This is a genomic window from Kaistella sp. 97-N-M2 (genome assembly GCF_021513235.1).
Classification (GTDB): Bacteria; Bacteroidota; Bacteroidia; order Flavobacteriales; family Weeksellaceae; genus Kaistella.
The window spans coordinates 1623011-1641348 of record NZ_CP090976.1 but is presented as its reverse complement, the minus strand read 5'-3'; the positions used below and the strand labels follow the sequence as shown (position 1 = coordinate 1641348).

The following is an 18338-nucleotide window of genomic DNA, read 5'->3' as shown; positions in this document are numbered from 1 at the left end:
GGTTGATTTTAAAGTTAAGGCTGAGGCTGCGGTCTAAAATTTAAGGTTCGTAAAACAAATCCCTGTGTAAAAGGCAAAATGTCAAAATTCTGTGAGTAGATACCGATCCCTTTGGTGTCTCCCTGGGAAAAATCAATGGCACCAGTGCGGCGAGTAACCTTCTGCAAATAATTTAAACATTTTTCTTTGGCCTCATTACTTTCTATCTTCAATTCGGGGATTTCGGCAGCGACGGTTAAGAAATATGCCACCGTAGCCACGGTAGAAGAGTCTTTGCGGCTTTTCTCATCAAAAATTAGCCAGGTGTAGGAGCCATCAAGTAGTTGAAATTTTAAAACAGAATGTGCCACCTCAATAATCAGGTGCTTTAGAGTTGCCTTTTGAGGGTGTAATACGGGTAAGGCCCGATAAGTGTCTGCCAGGCCAATAAGAAACCAGCCCAGACCTCTTCCCCACCCAAATAATCCAGTGGGTATCTTGGTGTGGAGATGATACGTATGACACGGTATCTTTTCCTGAGGCATCAGTCCATATTTTACAAATTCGAAGACTTGATGTAGAGCTAATTGAATGGCTTCAGGTTTATTGAATTTTACACCGTATTTTACGAGAAATGGGCAGATGAATCCGATCGTATCTACAAACCGGAATTGTCTCACATGATTTTTATAGGCAATTGTTCCGTCTTCGCCCTTTAAAGAGAGAATCATTTGATATGTTTCGTCAAGTGCTGCTTTATACTTACCCGCATCTATAAAATCCGCGTTCAGTAGCGCATACCCCAGAATTGCGTGATCACTGTCAGTGGGTTTTATTTTCCAGCCACCCTGCGCAGTTGTTTTTGAAATAAAAAAATCAGCAATTTCTTTTTCGGTTTTTTGAGCAGCGGTTTTTTGAGCATAGGCGGTTAAACCCAAAACCAAAGAAGATTCCTGCCAGACTTGAATAGCGGGTCTGTCGTAATTGCCTTGCCATTTGTCAATAATAATCAATCTTTTATGATCGGTCAGGGGAATTACCGGAGTGTTATGCAACCATTTTTTAGCAGTTTGGAAAACTTTCTCATTCCAAATATGCTGATTGGGAAATCTTCCGATTTTAATTCGACTTTGCCAGATATTGAATTGAGGAATGGCGTCCATTACTAGAGCGCTGACAATTACAACCACTGAAAAACTTAAAAAATAAATCATTATTATTCCATTAATTGATAAAGCTTTTCAATTTCTTTTTCATAACTCGTTTCTTCAGATCGCAGTTTTTGCGAAAAAGCATTTTGCATATTTTTATCATCTAAAAGCATTTTAATCTTTTTTGCAATTGAAACCGCATTTAAATCTGCCAGCAAACCATTTACTCCATCCATTATCTGATCTTTTGCAGATGGATAATTGGTAATTACCATCGGTTTAGCAAAAAGTTTTGCTTCATCAATGGCAATGGATTTACCTTCGAAAATAGAAGTCTGGACATATACCGTGCATCTTTTTAAATATGGGTAAGGATTTGGCTTATTTCCTAATAGATGAAATTTATTTTCAAAGCCTTTTTCTTTAATTTTATTTTCTAAAAATGGGCGCAAAGATCCTTCTCCCAAAACAATCCATTGCAGTTCCGATTCTGTTTTCTGAAGAATTTCAAAAGCATCGATTGCTTTTTCAATTGCTTTTTGTTCAGTTAATCTGCCAATCGTTAAAATAAATTTTTGATTCACCCAGAGTGGAATATCCTCATCTGATAAAACGCACAGTTTCTCTTGCGAGGAAATGTTATGAATCAATTTGATCTTTTCTTTAAATTGAGGGAAGGTATTTTCCAGGGACTTAACACACTCTGCTGAAACCGTAACAATATGATTCAATTGCTTAAAGAAATGATGATCTATATCTTTATTTAAAGAAAGGGAAATGTAGTCATTATGAATCCAGCCAATTTTTTTCGCTGCAAGAGTGTGATCGACGACAAAATAGTTCGGATTTTTCTCTAAAAACCCAATCGCAGCATCGTATTGTTTAGACAAGGGATTCAATGTTTTCGATAAAGCCTTCCAGCCAAACTGCTCTGCTTCTGCTGAATTCTTTGCTTTCTTGCACTGACGCTTAAACTGAATGCGACGATAAATAACATTCCAGTTTCCCTGCAGTACATTTTCTTTTAGTATTTGCAAAAAAGGCATATCAAAATAGCGTAAGTTTTTAGGTGCTTCTAACAAGGTCACTTCTGAGGGAAGTTGATTAAGGAATAATCCCTCTTTTTTAAATAACAACAGATCAACTGCATACTTTTCATAATCAAAAATCTGCAAAAGTGATATCAATGCCTTTTCGGCACCACCCACATTCAAATTATTCATCACAAATAAAATATCTTTCTTTTTATGCATTTAAAACCTGGTAAAATTTTTCTATTTCTTCCTCTGTTCCGTAATCTTTGCTCTGCAAATTTGCAATAATTTTCTGGGTGAAATGTTTCTCTTCAAAGTATTTCACTATACTTTCAGCAAGAGATGAAGCAGACATTTCACAAATAATTCCGGTAACGCCATTTTCTACCTGATCTCTAGCCGTGGTGAAATCGGTTAAAATGATCGGTTTTGCCAATATTTTAGCTTCATCGATGGCAATTGACTTTCCTTCGTAGCGGGATGGCTGTACAAATATTTTTGCGTTTTTAATATAGGGATAAGGATTTGCTTTCAAACCTAAAAATGTAAAATGATTTTCCAGATGATAAGTAGCAATCTGCTGTTCTAAACTGCGCTTTTCATTACCGTCGCCAATGATATACCAATGAAAATCAACTTTATCTTGTTGCAAAATATGAGCGGCTTCTACGGCCAGATCAAAACCTTTTACAGTTTCCAGTCTGCCTACTGAAATAACAGCGTTTGATTTTAGATCAGGGTTTAATTGCACGCTGAGGTTACGGATCAAATGAGGAGAATTAATATTGTGAAGGACCATACTTTTAGATGCAAATTCCGGGAAAACAGTTTTAAAGTCTATTTCACAATGTTTCGAGACTAAAAGCACTTTATTCAGAGCCGAAAAATAGGTTTGATCGAATTGAAGATCTGTTTTTAATTTCGGATAATAGGTGTGAATAAATCCTATTTTATTTTGGGAAATGACCTTATCGACCACCAAATAAATGGATGATTTTTCTAAAAAACCAATCGCTGCAGTGTAATTCTCTTTTAATGGTAAAATAGAAGCAGCGATATATTTCCAGGATTTTTGTTCCGCAATGTTTTTATTTCCGTAGAATCTATTAATCAAAAAAAACATGATCCTTGCCCAAGTCAACTTAAACTGTAGTTTTTTTAAAAATAGTTTTAAGGAAGATGGAAGTGGTAACTGAAAAGTTAATAAATCAGTACTGTTGGCTAAAATATTTACTTCTTCCGGAACTTGCGGAAGAAACAGACCATTCTTTGAAAATAAAAACAGATCAACTTCATAGCGGGAATAATCGAGTTCCGCGAGAAGATTAACCAAGCTTTTTTCAGCTCCACCTGCAGCCAAACTGGGAATTACAAAAAGAAGTTTTTTTTTCATCAAGTCAGTTTGTTATCTAAAATAACCTTGTCAGGGTTTGGAACCCTGACAAGGTTGAGTACATCCATATTATTTCAAATCCAGAAGATATTCACCCGCTCGCGCAGCCCTCTTTTTTATTTCAGGTATTCTATTTTTAAGGGTTTCTTTTAACTGAAGTTCTTCCCTTTTCATTTCCTCAAATTTCGCGATCAGTTTCTCCGCATCTGAGATTTCTGAAAGATCAAGAACCAGTTTTTCTTCCCCAAAAATATCCTTTGCAATCCCTTTTGATTTCACACTGTATCCCAGAACCATGGTGGGGACCAAGCACGAGTACGCCGCAATAGTGGCGTGAGTTCGTGCACCGATAAAAAATTTCATTCGTGCAATATATCCCTTGTACTCAGTCGCGTTTAAAGTAGAGGGAAGCAAAATCACGCGTTTACTATCTTTAAATTTCTCGTAAAACTCATTTAGGATCTCGTGATCATCGTTACCAGACAGAGTAACGTGGGGTAAAAAACAGATGGTAAAATCAGTCGTTCCTAAAATATGGCTGATCAAAGCAAATGCAGCGCCTTTGGAGGCCGGATTTTTCTTGGAAACCAAAGGAGAAAAATTAAAGCCAATCGTGTTGCCTCCTTTCCAAATTTGTGGCAATGAAAGTTCTGTTTTTTCCATTAAAAAAGCGCCATCGGCAACCAACGCTACATTGATAAGCCCGGCATTCTTTAGAACTTTTTCCGTTAATGATTCCCTAGCCAAAATGAGATCAAAGTTTTTTAAATCTGCCAGTTTTTGTTCCGATAAATCTTCTTCCCCAATAGAGGCTCCCCAAAGCACTAATTTCTTTCCCGCTTTTTTAATCTGTCGATCAATTTCATAGATACCAGGCTGTTCGCCGTAACAATAGTTGTCGCCCCCAATGGAGAGGAAAAGATCGTAGTGTGGAATCAGTTTGATGATGCTTTCGTGAATTTTTTGGTATGCTAAACTTTCGTCTTTGAAGAGTTTTACCTTGAGGGCACTTATCAAACCCCGAAGTGAATAACGGTCCAACATGCCTTGCTTGTCTAAATGCAATACATCAATATTTGGAATCAACCGGTCGGAAGCTGGATCGCCAGAGCAAAGTGCCAATTCTGTAACGGGTTCATCGGATTTTAATAATTGAGCAGCCGTTCGGACAATAGCTTCGCACCCGCGGTTTTTACTTCCGGCGTGGAAGAACATTATTATTTTCATGAGTCTACAAGGTAATCAATTAACTTCTTTATATTCGTAGTAGTCCTAAATTTATTCATACGAATAATCTCAAAAGAATTAACCCCAAATTCATCACGTATTTTTTTACTATTGATTAGAACTTCGAGCTTATCAGCAAGATCTATGTAATCGCCGGTATTAAATAAATATCCATTTATATCATGTTGCACAAGTTCTGGGATACCACAATTATTTGCACCTACAATAGGCAACCCAACTGTCATGGCCTCCATTACTGTAAAGGAGAGCGCCTCATGCCGTGATGGTTGGCAATATACATCAGACTGCAAAAGAAAAGGAAAAACATCTTTTTGTGTTCCTTTCCAATGTAAATTATCAACATTTAAAGATTTTGCTAAGTCTTTCAAATGCAAGGTATAGTGGGCAGTGTCTGAAATTAAGCTACTTCCGATTTGATAGTACAACACGTTGTCAAAACCTCTTTCATTAAGTTCTGCAATAGCTCTTACAAAAATGTCAATTCCTTTTATAGGGGCGTGAAAACCGATACAGGAAATGATGATTTGATCCGTTTTATTTTTCGTTTTTGTTAAGATATCCACAAAACTATATTTATCTAATATGTCATCATCAAGACCTAAATAATTTACTTCAAATTTCTTATTATGCCCGAAAAAACCCCTAAATTCCTTTTGAACACCTTCAGATGCGCAATACACCTTATTTACGTAAAATAATTTTCTGAAAGTTTGTAAGCGATACCATAAAACGCCTAAATATAATTTCAAGTTATACTTCCATTTGGTATCGTAAGCATAAAAATTCCCCATGTACAAGCACCAAACAGTTTTAATTCCTGTTTTATTTGGTATTTGAAGAAAATTTAATGCAGCTTCAAATTGGCCAATTACTAGGGAGATATCGTTTTTAATTAAAAAATCTTTATAGATCTTAGAATTTCGCTTTAAATCTTTATTTGCGAATATATTCACTGAAATATTATTTTCACTGAATTTTTCTAAAATAAATTCGGGAGGCATACTAAGGTTATAAAAAAGAAAAATATTTCCTTGCTCATCTAACATATTCGCTAATTGAACATACCAGCGTTCTAACCCACCAAATTTTTCCGATGAATCTAAACCTGTTATAATTAAGGTGTTTTTCATTTTTTGACAGATAATAATTGATGTCTAAGTAAAAAGTATATATATATTACTTTCCTCAACTTTAGTGCAAAAAGTTTTATTAAAAAATGCCTTTTAATTTTGTTGCAATCTTTAAAAAATGGAAAATCCATCACTTCTATTATAAATCGCTTCCTCTCATCTACGAGTAAATTTGTAAAATTATTCAATAAGAAAAAACTCGCATCGTAGGTATTCCAATACAGTTCTTGTGAAATATAACTATTTATTATTTCATCACTTCCAAAACGACTTTCTAAAAATTTTTTAATTTCTATAATCTGAAAGTTCTTATCATTAAACATTTTAACAGTGAAGCTTTTAGCTAAAGAATTGGGTGTGGTAATATTATACTGGTATAAAACCTTGCAGGAAACATACAAACTACTAACATGTCGCAAATAATCTATATTAAACAGTAAATCCTCACCATAATTAAAATCCGAGTTAAAAGCCAAATCATTTTTAGTAATCAGCTCTTTTATATATAACTTACACCAAGGCATAAAGAGCAATCCAGTTTTAAGCAACATTATAAAATCAACCAATGATTTTTTATTTAAGTTTAAAACTCCTTCGTTGAAAGTCATCTCTTCCGAGCCGATGTAGCCACAGACTGACCATTGTACATCTCCTATTTTTTCATGTAAAGTTTGCAGATAGGTAGGAGCAATTGCGTCATCACTGTCTACAAAACCGATATATTGGCCACTAGCGATTTTTAATCCTGAGTTACGTGCAGCGGACACCCCTTTATTTTGTTGATCGATAATGATGATGCGATTATCTTTTTTCTGAAACTCTTTAAGTATCAGTAACGAATCATCGGTTGAACCGTCATTAATACATATAATTTCGATGTCCTGGAAAGTTTGTGCAATGACACTTTCCAGACATTCGGGCAAATAATCGGAAGTGTTGAACACGGGAATTATTACAGATAATTGCATTTGCGAAAATCACTTTAACAAAAATTATTTTTTGTTTTGGTCTTAAAAATTACATTCAAGACTCTCTTGATAAAATATATTAGTTCATCAGGCTTTCTAATTAATTTTAAAGAATATATAATATTGTTCTTGCTGTTGTTATCTTCGCCCAGTAGGTCTAAATAAGTATAGAATAACTCTGATCGAACTGCTTTCCGAAATTCAGGGAATCTATGCAAACCAATAAGTTGCTCATATCCCATCTTTATTTTATCAATTTGGGATTTTGACGTCCAGGCACCGCCAGGATGAGTTCTTCTAAATCCGAATATTTGATTAAAAAAGTATCCTTTACCTGTTAAAAGACAGATTAAAAAAATTACATTGTCACCTGAATATTTAAAAGTTTTTAATTTATCAGTGTCCAGACTTTTTGATCTGAAAAACATATTCAAGTAATGTGCTCGGAATCCATCTTTTTTATTAAATTCATAAGTAATACCATCAACATTCTCATGCAATTTCCTTACTACCAATCCACGAGCTGGCGTTATTGACTCATACCCACCCGTGCAAATGGTATAATCTGGGCTGCTTTCCAAGAAATCGAACTGCTTTTGCAATTTATTCTGGTCTGTCCAGTAATCATCTCCTTCTAACAATGCAATGTATTTTCCCGCCGCTTGCTCTAATGTATAGATTAGGTTTCCGTTGATGCCAAGATTTTTTGCCTGATTGTAGTAACGAATCTTATCACCGTGGGGATGATTTTCGATAATTCTTGTAATTACCTCATGGGTGCAATCTGTAGAATGATCATTGGACAATATAACTTCGTAATCAAAATTACACTCTTGCTCTAAAACGCTGTGAAGTGCTTCTTCAATAAATTCTTCATGATTGTAAGCACTGATACACACACTGACCCGAATTACAATATCTTTTATAGCCATCTGATTATTTTCCTTATAAATTCTGATTATTTTGAAGCCAAGAACTTGACATCGAAGCAGTTTCCGCATAAAACTGTTGCTCTTCTGTTAAATTACTTTGATTTACATACCAACCTCCATGTTTTGCAACAAAACTGTTTGCAAATCTATGAGCATTCAAGTACGGAACCTGATCATATTTCCGCGGATAACCAGGTTTGTACAAAGCAAATGTGGTGTCAATAGGAGCTATATAAATATTTTCAGATTGTTTATTTTGCCAAAATTTTGCTTCCCACTTTAATATCTTTTGTTTTAGGAGATTTTCCTTTGGTATGTCATCTAACTTTAATGCAAATCCTACCTTAGTAATCTGCGACCAATGCTTTTTTAGATGTATTATCATGTGCTTTAAAAAATCAGCAGGCAGATTTTCATTTGGTATAACGTCAGCATCAGTGACTACATAAAATCCTTTTCCGTATTTTTTTTGTAATACTTTATTTTTAAAAAATACCGCGTGACCATAGTTTTTCTCCATAAATTCTATCTCCACGTCATTGCTTATTTCTTCATAATATCTTAACAATGGTGGATAAGTTGATCGATTATCAATAATTACAATATTATTAAAGTTTCTCTCGAATAAAAAATCTACTAGTTGCTTTAAGTAAAACAATTGATTAAAATTGATTATAATTATTGGTATTTGTTTTGGCTGTTTTAACTGCTTTCGGACTATAGGATTACAATACAAATCAAAGCTGCGGTAAAAAATATTATTTATAACATTGTAAAGCCAAATATTAAAAATAGTTAATTTCATACTTTTGTAAATGCTTTACTTAATATTACTTTCAAAATATATATTTTGCTTTTAATCGGCATATAAAGTAAAAAAAGTTTCGTTATGTTTATTAAATCTCGTCGATCCACCTTTGTAAAAATTAAGGCGCAGTTTTCATAATTTTCAATAAAAAATCTTAACTGTGCTCTATCCATCTTTTTCTTGTAATCAAAAATTAATTCTCTACTGCTTTCCAAAATAGCTTCCTGCATCAAATTTGAATAAGCCATAGTTGAAGAAATATTGGATGCCGACATTCTAACATATACGACTGCTCTATTGATTGAAAATATATCTTTGTTCTCACAGAAATCTATAACTGCACGATCGTCTACCGACCACGCTAAAGGATAGTTTTTTAATCCATATTTTTTATATTTCAATATTCTAAATATATATTCTGATAGTGAACTTCGGTTTTGTCCCAAAAGTTTTCTTTGATACGATCGCAGTGCATTTTCGCTTTCAGGCTGTTGATAAACTTTTGAAATTTTGGTGCCACAGTCATTGATAATTTGTGTAGAAAACCTTACTACATTATGTGACTCATTAATTTCGTGGAAACTTTCGTAGAAACTTTCGATAGCATTTTGACCTAAACAATCATCATCACCCAAAATCATAAACCATTCTTCATCTTCCATCATTTCAATACATCTGTCCCAATGTTTGGTTAATGAAGTTCTTCCAAAATTCTCTTCAAATTTTTTGTATACGAAGTTAAATTTTCCTTCGAATTCTTTTAATAAATCTTCTGGATTTTCAGAAGAGGCATCGTTGCCGATATAAACTGTAAATCTTTGATCGGTTTGTGCTGCCAAAGAAGCTAAACATTCCCGAAAGAAAGTGCGTTTATAATAAGGAATAACTACGGCGAGAAGCTTCATTTCAGCAATTTATTTATACAAGCCATCATGGTATTTTCGTCAGACCTCAGTTTTCTGCGGCCTTTTTCGCCATAAATATATAAATTTGGAAGATGATGAATTAAATTATCTTTGAATTCGGAAATACAAATCATCTTCTTGTAACCGCCATATTTAAAAACATCGGTATTAACTTTGCATTTTCGGCTATAACAGTGTATTGGAATGAACTTTCTATCAAAGAATTTAATTTGCGCGTTTTTCCATTTTATTTTAAGCCAAGACTCTCTGTCATCTACTAATTCACAGAAATTTATTTTGCTTCCTATTTTATCTAATTGGTTCTTAGTAAGAATGAAGCTAGCCTGATGAACATTTTTAAAATGTGCGAATTTCTTTCCTCCATAGCTTCGCACAGAATTGAAATCCCACTCGAAAGGTTCATGATATCCAGGAAAATAAAACTCATCTCCTGATTTTTCATATTGAATTAAACCGGAGATCATATTTGAAGGAAGAATATTTTCATATTCCAAATGTTTATCAATATGCGTTTCTAAAAAAAGGTGATCATTTTCACCGTAAATAAAAAGGTCATAATTTTTCCTATGTTCCCAGATTGTTTTTCTGCAGGTTAAAGGCAGTAACTGGTAATCCTCAAGTTCAATAACTTTGACCGTATCAATTCCTTCTATTGAAAGAGGAATATTACTATTGACAAGTACATGAACATTATATTTTTTGAAACTCTTTAATTTCGTAACAACTGCCTTTAAATATGAAATTTGTTCATCACCATAATTAACCAAAACGGCCAGTATATGCATCTTATTTTGACTATCCATATTTTGTGGCGTTTATTTTAAAATCTGTATAATTTAATTTGATATGTTTTAATCGTATATCAGTCTTCCCACCACTTATAAGTATATTGAACGAAAACAATATAAGAATCTATATAGATGTTAAGAACTTCTGATTTGTAATTACCGTACAAGATTTTAATCCTGCAAAAGTAGAATAATAAATGTCGGAACGTTTTTTTCTTAATAGTTGAAGAATAGTAGCCAAGGTATTTTGTTCTCCCGCCCGGTTTGTGTCGTCCAACAAAATTACGAAATTCCCTGAAAATTCATGTTCATGTATGTATCCGATTACATCATATCTGGAAACCGGATTACATCCAAAGGGGCCGTCAATTAAAATAAAGTCATAGTCTGCTGAAAATTGATTCGTAAAATCTTTATATCTGTAGTATTCATTTTTTTCAAGCACACCCTTTTCCAGCTCTATTTCTTTAATTTCCGATCTGGATGATAACTGAAAATTTTTTGAAAAAAAATCAATCCATACAGGATCGTGCTCAGCTATATGATGGTGTGAATTTGGAAGGTAATTGTTGACGTAGGTTGAAATAAACTTTGTGGATTCACCTAATCCCAATTCTAAAATATTTTTAGGTTGAAAATCCTTCAGAATACGGTTCAGTAAATAAAAAAATGAATAATTACCAGCCCATCTGCCAATATTTAGCGGAAGTTTTTCCAGCGCGGAATACCCTCTGATACTGTCGTGATAAACATTTGCCCATATAGATTCTTCTACGGACTTGTCCAGATATTCTATTTTCTTTAACAATGCACCGACATCCTGTGGTGTATTAAGTAAATTTTTGAACTTTTTAGTAACTTTTGATATCATATTTAAACAGAATATTACCTTGATTTGGTGGTGTGAGACGGCCTGTGTTATAGTAGTCTTTTTCAATCACTGTAAATGGAACCACTTCCTTTAGCCAGTCGCTGACTTCTTTGTCTATCTCCAAATAAAGAGTAAGGCTATAATCACCTGGATATAGTGGATTTTGATTAATATAAAATGTTATTTCTGTCCCGGATGGGATTTGCTTTACGGAACAGTTTGTGGATGATAACCACCCAACCCGAACTCCATGATTATTGTTTATTCCGACATCAATACGATAATTATCTTTACTAAAATTGATATCTTTATTAAATTTCAAATTTACCTCCATCCCGGACAAACTTTCGACACGGCTTGCTTCTGTATCGATGCCTTTAATTGTAACATTTTGAAACTTTACCTTTCCTGTACCATTTCGGTTAATGATTTCCGATACTTTCTTAATATCTGGCTGGTAATCTTCCAAATATTTGTTTGTAATTAGTCCGATTTCTCCCTGGTTCGCAATATAGCCATTCTGCAATAATATACCTTTTTCACATAAATTCTCCACACTCGCCATATTATGACTCACAAACAAAACCGTCCTGCCCTCGCCTTTGGAGACATCGCCCATTTTTCCCAGACATTTTTTCTGAAACTCCGCATCGCCTACGGCTAGAACTTCATCTACAATCAAAATCTCCGATTCCAGATGCGCGGCAACAGCAAAAGCCAACCTTACATACATGCCGGAAGAATAGCGTTTCACCGGCGTATCGATATAGCGTTCAACCCCCGCAAAATCCACAATTTCGTCGAACTTCCTTTTGATTTCCTGGCGTCGCATGCCCAGAATAGCGCCATTCAGAAAGATGTTTTCCCGGCCCGTCATTTCCGGATTAAATCCCGTTCCTACTTCAAGCAATGACGCGATCCTGCCCTGCACTTCAAAATGTCCCGTTGTAGGTTTCGTCACGCGGCTTAACAGCTTCAACAGCGTAGACTTCCCTGCGCCGTTGCGCCCGATAATGCCTACGGCATCACCTTTCTCGATCTCAAAATTAATGTCTTTCAAAGACCACACATAGTCGCTCCCGCCTTTCGTGGAGCGGTCATTGCTCTCCCCAATCTTTAGAAAGGGATCTTCCCTGCCGCGCAGTTTTGCCCACGCCCGGTTCAGGTCATGGGACAGGGTTCCTGTACCGACTTCACCCAGCCGGTACTGCTTGGAAATATTATGGGCGATAATGGCTGTATTCTGCTTCATTTTTTTATTATCACAGGATCTATTGTCTTGAAAGAAAAATCCACAAGTTCAAAACGTGAATCTTTTTGCCGCCTTCTTTTTATATTCTTATTGGAATCGGCGAACCTCCTTCGTCGGTTTGCTAAAATCAATTTTCATTTAAGAAATTGCCAAACTCGGGCGGAAAGTTAAATTTAAAAATTGAACTGCTTTATTTGCCGCCACTCAAAATCGTTATAGAGTTCAAATTTAATAAATTATGTTTTAAAGAAATTCAATTTTGCTCACACAGAAATCTCCAAGTCGTTTAAAGTACTTCAAATAATTATACAATAATTTATTCTTGTACCTATTATTACTAAAATTTATAAGTGGCAAAGTCTTCTCGTAATCAAGCATAAATCAAAAAATGACCGCATTCCTAAACCGTATCCATAAAACTTTTTTCAACCTTGTTAAAGATAACCGTTCCGATGATAAGGATCACCGTTATAAAAATTCCGCTCCATAAAATATTCCTCAGATCAAAACTCCCCGAACCTAAAAAAGCATACCGGAAACATTCAAATATGGAGGATAAAGGATTCATATAAACAAGGAACCGAAATTTTTCCGGCAAAGCAGATGTAGGATAGACCACGGGCGTAACGTACATAAACAGCTGCGTTCCAAATGTCAGAAGAAACGTGAGATCTTTATATTTCGTCGTCAGCGACGAGAAAATCATGCCCATTCCCAACGCAAACATGGCCATGAGAAGGATCAGCAGGGGCGTAAGCAGAATCCACCAGTTCGGCTGCACGGCCTCCGTAAAAACGATGTAATACAGCAGCACCAAAATAAAAATACCAAACTGTACGGCAAACTTCATAAGTGACGAGGCGACAATCGACAGCGGCATAATCAGGCGCGGGAAATAGACCTTGCCAAACATTCCGGCGTTCGCCGTAAAGACGTTCGACGTCTTCGTCAGGCTTTCGGAGAAATAATTCCACACCGTGATGCCGGACAGATAAAATAACACCTGCGGCACACCATCGGTCGACAGCTTCGCAATATTTCCGAATAAAATAATATAGATCGCCGTCGTGAGTAAAGGCTGCACCACAAACCAAAGCGGCCCCAGAACGGTTTGCTTGTAGAACGTGATGAAATCCTTTTTCACCAACATCAAAAGCAGATCGCGGTACGCCCACACCTCCTTTAAATTAAGGGAAAAAACAGATTGCTTCGAGTTTATAAAATATGTTGGCTGCTTTTCGTTTGTCATTGTTTTTTTGATGAAATTGTGAAATTGTGAACGTGTGAACTTGTGAACTTGTGAACTTGTGAAGGTGTGAACTTGTGAAGGTGTGAACTTGTGAAGGTGTAAACGTGTGAACTTGTGAACTTGTGAACGTGAACTGGTTTACAGGTTCACTTCTTCACAGATTCACTTGTTTACTCCTTCACAGATGCACTTGTTCACTTCTTCTCAGGTTCACTTGTTTACCTTTTCACATACTAATCACTATCTAATTTCTCAATTAATTTCAAGAGCATTCTTTTTAGGTGCAAAAACAATTCTGAAAAGGCAGTGATATCAGAAACATACCCCAACCTTCTCGAAATCTCAATCTGGGTTTCCATTTCATTTAAGGAACCAAGTCCAATATATAAAAACTGAATAAACTCTTTCTTACCTCTTCTGCCCGCTCCTTCAGCGATGTTGGACGGCAGAGAGACTGCACTTCTTCTCAGCTGACTCGTCAGTCCAAATCTTTCTTCTGCCGGAAACGCCTTAGTGAGTCTGTAAATATATTCAACCAGGTCAAGCGATTTTTGGTAAAGCAGCACATCTTTGTGGTTGTTCATGTTTTGAGTTCTTTTTGGGTGTGAAGGTTTGAACTTGTGAAATTGTGAACGTGAACTTGTTTACAGGTTCACTTCTTCACTTCTTCACTTCTTCACAGATTCACAGATTCACCTTAAATAAATCTTTTCACCACTTCGGTTTTTCGTCGTGCGTATAGGAATAATAGCCGTAGCCGTATTTTTTGCCATAACGCGTGTTTTCGGGTTTGACGCTGTTCAGCACAAAAGCCATATTTTTAATCATATTTTCCTTGCGGAATCCTGCGGCGAAGTCGATCATCTCCTTCTCCGTAAAATCAGATTTCACAGCATACAGCACCACGTCGGAAATCTCCACCAAATGCAGCGTATCACTGACAAGCATTACCGGTGCAGAATCCAGAATAATATAATCATATTTTCTTTTAAGATAAGCGATCATTTGATTGAATTTAGGCATGTCCAGCAAATCATTAGGATTGGGGGCGATCTGTCCACTGAACATGACCTCTAGATTTTCGTTAATGCCGGACCTGCCGATGTATTCATCCGGTACGGTATCATCGGAAACCAAAAAATCCGTGAGTCCAAAGTTTTTTCCCAGGATAAAACGGTGCAGCTGCGGATTCCGAATATCTGCACCCACAATAATAACCTTGCTTTGTCCGGCCAGGGTCAGCGCGACGTTCATGGAAATCGTCGTTTTTCCCTCGCCTTTTACCGAAGACGTTACGAGGATCGTTCCTCCTCTATCTACATTTTTTGCCCGCAATAAAAATTTAAGATTAGATCCTAAAATCCGGAACGATTCCGCAAAAACCGAAAAATCGTTCGGATGAACCATCGCGTTTTCCTCCTTATTAACCGGAATTTCCGCGATTACGGAAGCATCTGGGAGGCGGGAAGCGATATGTTCCTTCGTATGAACTTTGGTATCTAAAGTGTTGATGCCGATAAATACCAGCAACGGCAGCAGAAATCCTGCAGCAAGCGACCCGTAGATGATCTGGCTGTAGTTGGGCTTTACAATACCGGTTGTAAAAGCGGGATTGACGATTTTAGCCTTTGGCGCCGTCACCGCCAGCGTGATGGCGTTTTCTTCTCGTTTTTGTAAAAGGTACAGGTAGAGTTGTTCCTTCAAAGTCTGTTGGCGGTCGATACTTCGGAAAACTTTTTCCTGCGTTGGATATTTCTCAATATTTCCCTTCGCAAGGTTGAGTTGCCCCTTAGCCTGAGCGATTTGGAGTTGCAGCGTCTCCCGGGATTCCAGTAAATTCTGACGCACCAGGTTTTTCAGTGCGGCAATCTGCTTATTAATTTCGATCATCGCCGGATTTTCTGGCGTGGCCTGCTTCAAGACTCTGTTTCGGGTGAGCATTAACTCATTGTATTCTGAAATAGTACTTTCTGCACCTGCAGGTAAACCCAATCCCGTCGGCAAAAGCTGATTCCCCGAACTTGCTGCAATAACGGAATTAATTAAATCCAACTGCATCGTTTGCGTTAAGATCTGCTTCGTGTTTTCCTCGGCTTTCCCCACCGATAAGCCAGCCTGAGTTTCCAGATCTGTAATTTGATTTTTACGCTTGAACTGTTCCTTTTCTCCTTCAATACCCGAAAGATCGTCCGTAATAATGGCCAGTCTTTCATTAATGAAATCCTGCGTATTTTTTGCTTCTTCGTTTTTATCTTTTACGCCGTCGATGATGTACTGTTTCGAAAGCTCGTTAAGGATATCTTCCGATTTTTTCGGCACAGGTCCAACCATTGATAACTCCATGAGCAACCCTTTGTTCTCCGGCAGAGAGACAGTTATTCCACCTTCTAAGGCGGCAACCGCATTTTTCGGATTTCTAAAAACTATTTTTAAAGGGGCAGTTAAAACAACACCAGGCTTCGCATCGATTTGAACTGTTCCAAAAGGCAGTTCCGCGGGGCTGCCAAAGCGGTATTGCTTCTTCAATCCGGAAAGTTTGTAAGAGTTTTTACCTACCGGCTCTAAAGTGTAAGCGGTACTGTAGAAAGTGTCCGGCTGATAAATGCGGAGGATTTTTCCCTTGAGTGGCGAATCCTGATAAAGTTCTACTTCTTTAATGGTTCCCAGACTAAAAAAAGTAACATCCAAATCAAGATTTTTAACCACCGCTCCTAAAATCGGTTTAGAGACGATAACCGTAGTTTCACCCTGTAGTTCGTTATCGCCACTCACGCCCATGCCCAGATTTTTTAAATCGCTGAGGGCCGTAGACTTTCCTTTTGATTCCTGAAGTTTTAAAGAGGTTTTTGAATAAAATTGCGGTTGTGCGTACCGCAAATAAATTTTCGCTGCGGTATAAAACAAAATGATGCTCAGTAAAAACCACGGCCATTTCCGTAAATACTTGCCAATCTCCTTTTTAATATTGAGCGGCTTAGCCTTTTGCGCCGGTACCGAATTTTCTAAAAGTTCCATCTGCTTCGTTATCGGGTTAAGGAAATGATCAGGGTAAGCAAACCAAGTCCTACGCCTCCATATTTGATCCATTTATCTGTTGACGAATCGTTATTTACAGAAACCTGTTTGTTCCGATCTGGTTCTACATAAAGGATATCATTCTGCTGCAGATAATAATAGGGAGAGTTCACAATAGAAGCTTCGGAGAGGTCCAAAGAAACGACCTCATCTTTTCCGCTGGTCTCTGAGGTTCGGAGCAATTTTATATTGGTTCGGTTCGCATCGTATGTTAGATCGCCGGATAAAGCGATGGCTTGGAAAATATTTAATTTTTCGGTAGGACTCGTTTTTTGCCCCGGACTTTTAACCTCTCCTAAAACACTGAAATTGAAATTGGAAAGCGTAATGGTAACAAGGGGTTCCGTAATATACCGTTTTAGCCGGCTCTCCAGATCATCTTTGAGTTGCTGTTTCGTCATGCCTTTGCAGTAAACCGCTCCTAAAACCGGGAAGATAATATTTCCTTCCGACGTTACAATATATTCGTTTGCTGCCGTGGAACTTCCGGTGCCACTTCCTGAGGCCGCGTCGCCCGTTCCCGTCATCGTAGACCGGTTGAAAGGCCGCACCGCGATTTCTTCGAATGCGGAGACCTGAATTTGCAGCTTGTCGCCCTCCTGAATATGAAGACCTGAATATTTTGCCTGCGAGACTTCCTGTTCGAAATTATTGTTGGAGAGATAAACGATGTTTTTCTTCGGCTTGCAGGAGAACAGGAGAAGTAGGGTGAGTATCACAGAAAATACCGAAAAGTATTTCATCATTTCTTATTTTTAAGATTACAAATATAAAGATAGTTCCGGAACCCATAATCTTTACATTATTTCGTCTCCTACCACCAGTTTTCGTTAAAGTAATAATTAATGCCCAGCGCTAAAAGCCTGTTGTAGGTGTTCCGGCGGTCATTATTGGGATAAACGGTTCCGAAGCCGCGATCGTATCTTAAAAATGCTTCAAATTGTTGCGTCACTTTTAAGCCCGCGCCAAATGAAATCCCGTAGCCGAATTTATTTACCTCGTCGTCGCCATTATATTGGTAGTATGCCAGATCGTAAGCCGGATCCACCTCCCGCTTTTCGTGGACCAGATATTCGATGCGCGGTCCGGCAAATAAATAGAGATCCCGCTTCATATTTCCCTGATGGAAAAAGTATTTTAAATACACCTGCATGGCAATATAATCGTGATGAAATTTCTGTATACCAAACTTATCCTGCTCTGCCTTAGCAATCTCGCCCTGCATACTGTATTCCAGCTGCGGCATTAGATAAAGCCATGCAGAATCGAAAACATCATTTTCCACGAGCGACCATTGTCCGAAAATCCCTACTCCGCCACCATAAGCACCTTTGGAAACATCGTGCACCCCAACTATGGAACCTTTATGGAAATTCCCCGTCACCCCGTAATTAAAAGTCTGTGCAGTCGCTGTGACCATGAGGAAAACAGCGATGATGAGAGTTATTTTCTTCATATCATGTTATTGATATCGGCTATTAGTTATAAAATACGAGTGCAAATTAATTAAAATATTCAAATAATTCTCATTTTT

At 37.0% G+C, this 18338-nt stretch carries 17 protein-coding genes; all 17 read right to left on the bottom strand.

Going from position 1 to position 18338, the window contains the following annotated elements:
* Window positions 1-14: 14 nt before the first annotated feature.
* The gene (locus tag L0B70_RS07815; protein WP_235141264.1) at window positions 15-1193 is read right to left on the bottom strand and encodes a glycoside hydrolase family 88 protein; all 1179 of its coding nucleotides are present in this window, start codon (window positions 1191-1193) and stop codon (window positions 15-17) included.
* 2 nt (window positions 1194-1195) lie between these two features.
* The gene (locus tag L0B70_RS07810) at window positions 1196-2383 is read right to left on the bottom strand and encodes a glycosyltransferase (protein ID WP_235141263.1); all 1188 of its coding nucleotides are present in this window, start codon (window positions 2381-2383) and stop codon (window positions 1196-1198) included.
* Window positions 2376-3557: a glycosyltransferase gene (locus L0B70_RS07805; RefSeq protein WP_235141262.1), complete on the bottom strand. Its 1182-nt coding sequence runs from the start codon at window positions 3555-3557 to the stop codon at window positions 2376-2378. Before L0B70_RS07805 ends, L0B70_RS07810 begins: the two co-directional genes overlap by 8 nt.
* Before the next feature lie 69 nt (window positions 3558-3626).
* Window positions 3627-4784 (bottom strand): polysaccharide pyruvyl transferase family protein, encoded by a 1158-nt coding sequence (locus L0B70_RS07800; protein WP_235141261.1) that lies wholly within the window; start codon window positions 4782-4784, stop codon window positions 3627-3629.
* Window positions 4781-5935 (bottom strand): glycosyltransferase family 4 protein, encoded by a 1155-nt coding sequence (locus tag L0B70_RS07795; RefSeq protein WP_235141260.1) that lies wholly within the window; start codon window positions 5933-5935, stop codon window positions 4781-4783. The genes L0B70_RS07800 and L0B70_RS07795 overlap by 4 nt, the downstream gene beginning before the upstream one ends.
* Complete coding sequence (locus L0B70_RS07790) at window positions 5932-6903, bottom strand: glycosyltransferase (RefSeq protein WP_235141259.1); 972 nt, start codon at window positions 6901-6903, stop codon at window positions 5932-5934. Before L0B70_RS07790 ends, L0B70_RS07795 begins: the two co-directional genes overlap by 4 nt.
* A gap of 14 nt (window positions 6904-6917) precedes the next feature.
* Window positions 6918-7835, bottom strand: a complete 918-nt coding sequence (locus L0B70_RS07785) for a glycosyltransferase family 2 protein (protein WP_235141258.1) — start codon at window positions 7833-7835, stop codon at window positions 6918-6920.
* Between the two features lie 13 nt (window positions 7836-7848).
* Window positions 7849-8640: a glycosyltransferase family A protein gene (locus tag L0B70_RS07780; protein ID WP_235141257.1), complete on the bottom strand. Its 792-nt coding sequence runs from the start codon at window positions 8638-8640 to the stop codon at window positions 7849-7851.
* The gene (locus tag L0B70_RS07775) at window positions 8637-9548 is read right to left on the bottom strand and encodes a glycosyltransferase (RefSeq protein ID WP_235141256.1); all 912 of its coding nucleotides are present in this window, start codon (window positions 9546-9548) and stop codon (window positions 8637-8639) included. Before L0B70_RS07775 ends, L0B70_RS07780 begins: the two co-directional genes overlap by 4 nt.
* Window positions 9545-10372 carry a hypothetical protein gene (locus L0B70_RS07770; protein WP_235141255.1) on the bottom strand — a complete coding sequence of 276 codons (828 nt, stop codon included), beginning with the start codon at window positions 10370-10372 and terminating at the stop codon, window positions 9545-9547. The genes L0B70_RS07775 and L0B70_RS07770 overlap by 4 nt, the downstream gene beginning before the upstream one ends.
* Before the next feature lie 109 nt (window positions 10373-10481).
* Window positions 10482-11228: a hypothetical protein gene (locus tag L0B70_RS07765; protein ID WP_235141254.1), complete on the bottom strand. Its 747-nt coding sequence runs from the start codon at window positions 11226-11228 to the stop codon at window positions 10482-10484.
* Complete coding sequence (locus L0B70_RS07760; RefSeq protein ID WP_235141253.1) at window positions 11209-12480, bottom strand: ABC transporter ATP-binding protein; 1272 nt, start codon at window positions 12478-12480, stop codon at window positions 11209-11211. Before L0B70_RS07760 ends, L0B70_RS07765 begins: the two co-directional genes overlap by 20 nt.
* Window positions 12481-12880: 400 nt before the next feature.
* Window positions 12881-13729 (bottom strand): ABC transporter permease, encoded by an 849-nt coding sequence (locus tag L0B70_RS07755; RefSeq protein WP_235141252.1) that lies wholly within the window; start codon window positions 13727-13729, stop codon window positions 12881-12883.
* 233 nt (window positions 13730-13962) lie between these two features.
* Window positions 13963-14313 (bottom strand): four helix bundle protein, encoded by a 351-nt coding sequence (locus tag L0B70_RS07750; protein WP_235141251.1) that lies wholly within the window; start codon window positions 14311-14313, stop codon window positions 13963-13965.
* Between the two features lie 127 nt (window positions 14314-14440).
* A complete protein-coding gene (locus tag L0B70_RS07745) occupies window positions 14441-16744 on the bottom strand; it encodes a tyrosine-protein kinase (RefSeq protein WP_235141250.1) in 2304 nt (767 codons plus the stop codon).
* Window positions 16745-16752: 8 nt separating this feature from the next.
* On the bottom strand, window positions 16753-17550 hold the full coding sequence (locus L0B70_RS07740; RefSeq protein WP_235141249.1) for a polysaccharide biosynthesis/export family protein: 798 nt from the start codon (window positions 17548-17550) through the stop codon (window positions 16753-16755).
* Window positions 17551-17618: 68 nt separating this feature from the next.
* On the bottom strand, window positions 17619-18260 hold the full coding sequence (locus L0B70_RS07735; RefSeq protein ID WP_235141248.1) for an outer membrane beta-barrel protein: 642 nt from the start codon (window positions 18258-18260) through the stop codon (window positions 17619-17621).
* Between the last annotated feature and the right edge of the window lie 78 nt (window positions 18261-18338).

Excerpts from the sequence above, each read along its gene's own strand:
- L0B70_RS07815 (WP_235141264.1), bottom strand. The coding sequence starts at position 1,193 with ATGATTTATTTTTTAAGTTTTTCAGTGGTTGTAATTGTCAGCGCTCTA.
- L0B70_RS07810 (WP_235141263.1), bottom strand. The coding sequence starts at position 2,383 with ATGCATAAAAAGAAAGATATTTTATTTGTGATGAATAATTTGAATGTG.
- L0B70_RS07805 (WP_235141262.1), bottom strand. The coding sequence starts at position 3,557 with ATGAAAAAAAAACTTCTTTTTGTAATTCCCAGTTTGGCTGCAGGTGGA.
- L0B70_RS07800 (WP_235141261.1), bottom strand. The coding sequence starts at position 4,784 with ATGAAAATAATAATGTTCTTCCACGCCGGAAGTAAAAACCGCGGGTGC.
- L0B70_RS07795 (WP_235141260.1), bottom strand. The coding sequence starts at position 5,935 with ATGAAAAACACCTTAATTATAACAGGTTTAGATTCATCGGAAAAATTT.
- L0B70_RS07790 (WP_235141259.1), bottom strand. The coding sequence starts at position 6,903 with ATGCAATTATCTGTAATAATTCCCGTGTTCAACACTTCCGATTATTTG.
- L0B70_RS07785 (WP_235141258.1), bottom strand. The coding sequence starts at position 7,835 with ATGGCTATAAAAGATATTGTAATTCGGGTCAGTGTGTGTATCAGTGCT.
- L0B70_RS07780 (WP_235141257.1), bottom strand. The coding sequence starts at position 8,640 with ATGAAATTAACTATTTTTAATATTTGGCTTTACAATGTTATAAATAAT.
- L0B70_RS07775 (WP_235141256.1), bottom strand. The coding sequence starts at position 9,548 with ATGAAGCTTCTCGCCGTAGTTATTCCTTATTATAAACGCACTTTCTTT.
- L0B70_RS07770 (WP_235141255.1), bottom strand. The coding sequence starts at position 10,372 with ATGGATAGTCAAAATAAGATGCATATACTGGCCGTTTTGGTTAATTAT.
- L0B70_RS07765 (WP_235141254.1), bottom strand. The coding sequence starts at position 11,228 with ATGATATCAAAAGTTACTAAAAAGTTCAAAAATTTACTTAATACACCA.
- L0B70_RS07760 (WP_235141253.1), bottom strand. The coding sequence starts at position 12,480 with ATGAAGCAGAATACAGCCATTATCGCCCATAATATTTCCAAGCAGTAC.
- L0B70_RS07755 (WP_235141252.1), bottom strand. The coding sequence starts at position 13,729 with ATGACAAACGAAAAGCAGCCAACATATTTTATAAACTCGAAGCAATCT.
- L0B70_RS07750 (WP_235141251.1), bottom strand. The coding sequence starts at position 14,313 with ATGAACAACCACAAAGATGTGCTGCTTTACCAAAAATCGCTTGACCTG.
- L0B70_RS07745 (WP_235141250.1), bottom strand. The coding sequence starts at position 16,744 with ATGGAACTTTTAGAAAATTCGGTACCGGCGCAAAAGGCTAAGCCGCTC.
- L0B70_RS07740 (WP_235141249.1), bottom strand. The coding sequence starts at position 17,550 with ATGATGAAATACTTTTCGGTATTTTCTGTGATACTCACCCTACTTCTC.
- L0B70_RS07735 (WP_235141248.1), bottom strand. The coding sequence starts at position 18,260 with ATGAAGAAAATAACTCTCATCATCGCTGTTTTCCTCATGGTCACAGCG.